The 1754-nt window shown below is 61.5% G+C and carries 1 protein-coding gene; it reads left to right on the forward strand.

Annotated elements, in window-relative coordinates:
• The first annotated feature begins 218 nt into the window (after positions 1–218).
• Complete coding sequence (locus tag P0D89_RS52605; protein WP_408379564.1) at positions 219–1664, forward strand: DEAD/DEAH box helicase; 1446 nt, start codon at positions 219–221, stop codon at positions 1662–1664.
• The last annotated feature ends 90 nt before the right edge of the window (positions 1665–1754 follow it).

A 1754-nucleotide genomic window follows, 5' to 3' on the forward strand; every position in this document is an offset into this window, starting at 1 on the left:
AGGGTCGATATGACCCATTCACTTTCGCACCGAGCCGCCCTTCTTTCGTCTCGGCGGTACGTGGCTGGTTGCGCGGCCAGTGGCGCGTTTGCTGTTGATGCAATTTGGGCTGCCGCTGGCGGCAGGGCTGCTCATCGGTGTCTCGTAGTACAGCTTGCCGGCGCGGCGCAATCAGGCGGTAACCGCTAGAATTTGCGGTTTTAGCCCGGAATACGCCAATGTCTTTTGCCTCGCTTGGCCTGATCGATCCCTTGCTGCGTAATGTGCAGGACCTCAATTACCAGACACCTACGCCGGTGCAGGCCGAGGCGATTCCTGCTGTGCTCAGTGGCAAGGACGTCATGGCTGCGGCACAAACCGGCACTGGAAAAACGGCGGGTTTTGCGCTGCCGCTGTTGCAACGGCTGGTGCAACACGGCCCGACAGCGTCCAGCAACCGCGCGCGTGTTCTGGTGCTGGTGCCCACGCGTGAACTGGCCGAACAGGTGCTGCAAAGCTTTATCGATTACGGTAAAGGCCTCGATTTACGATTTCTCGCCGCCTACGGCGGTGTGAGTATCAACCCGCAGATGATGAAGTTGCGCAAAGGCGTGGACGTGCTCGTTGCCACGCCGGGCCGTTTGCTGGATCTCAATCGCCAGAACGCAGTGCAGTTTGATCAAGTACAAACGCTGGTGCTGGATGAAGCCGACCGCATGCTGGATCTGGGCTTTGCGCGCGAACTCAACGCCGTCTTTGCTGCCTTGCCCGCTCAGCGCCAGACCCTGCTGTTCTCTGCCACGTTTACTGATGATATCCGCGCCATGGCGGCGGGCATTCTGCGCGGCCCGGTCAATATCAGCGTCAGCCCGCCCAATGCCACGGCCAGCAAGATCAAGCAGTGGGTGGTGCCGGTGGATAAAAGGAACAAGCCTGACCTCTTCATGCACCTTGTGGCTGAGAACAACTGGGAGCACGCGCTGGTGTTCGTCAAAACCCGCAATGGCGTGGATTACCTGGCGGCCATGCTGGATGAAGCGGGCTATGCGGTCGACACCATCCACGGCGACAAACCGCAACCCGCGCGCCTGCGTGCGCTGGAGCGCTTCAAGACGGGCGAAGTAAATATGCTGGTAGCCACCGATGTGGCTGCGCGCGGGCTGGATATCGACGACCTGCCGCTGGTGATCAACGTTGATCTGCCGATCGTGGCGCAAGACTATGTGCACCGCATTGGCCGTACCGGCCGCGCGGGCGCCAGCGGCGTGGCGGTGTCCCTTGTTTGTGCCGACGAAGCGCCGCAACTGGCCGCGATTGAAGCGCTGATCCGGCAAACGCTGCCCCGTGAAGAGGAGCCGGGTTTTGAAGCCGAACACCGCGTGCCGCAAACCAGCGCGATGGGCCAGATCATCAAGAAACCCAAAAAGCCCAAGAAGCCCAAAGCGCCGCAGGCTGCGTCGGGCGCCAAGCAGGTGACCAGCAAAAAGCCGCGCCCGCAAAGTGGCGAAAACAAACGCAAGCCTGCGGCGCAGCGCGCAATGGCCACGGGTAAAGGCACAAGCTTGTCCAGCGGTAACCCATTCAGCGTGCAAAAGCCACGCAGCAAACCCGCCAGCAAGCCAGCTGCGAATTCAGGTAAGCCGGCTGGCAAACTCGCTGGCGGCAGCGGCAAACGCCAACCCTGATCCGTGGGGATGAGTAACGCCAGCCCTGGAACAGGGTGGCGGTTTGCGGCCAGCTGGCAGGCAGCGGGAAAGTCCGGCTCTGGGTCGACT

Source organism: Paraburkholderia sp. RL18-085-BIA-A (assembly GCF_046027075.1).
Classification (GTDB): Bacteria; Pseudomonadota; Gammaproteobacteria; order Burkholderiales; family Burkholderiaceae; genus Paraburkholderia.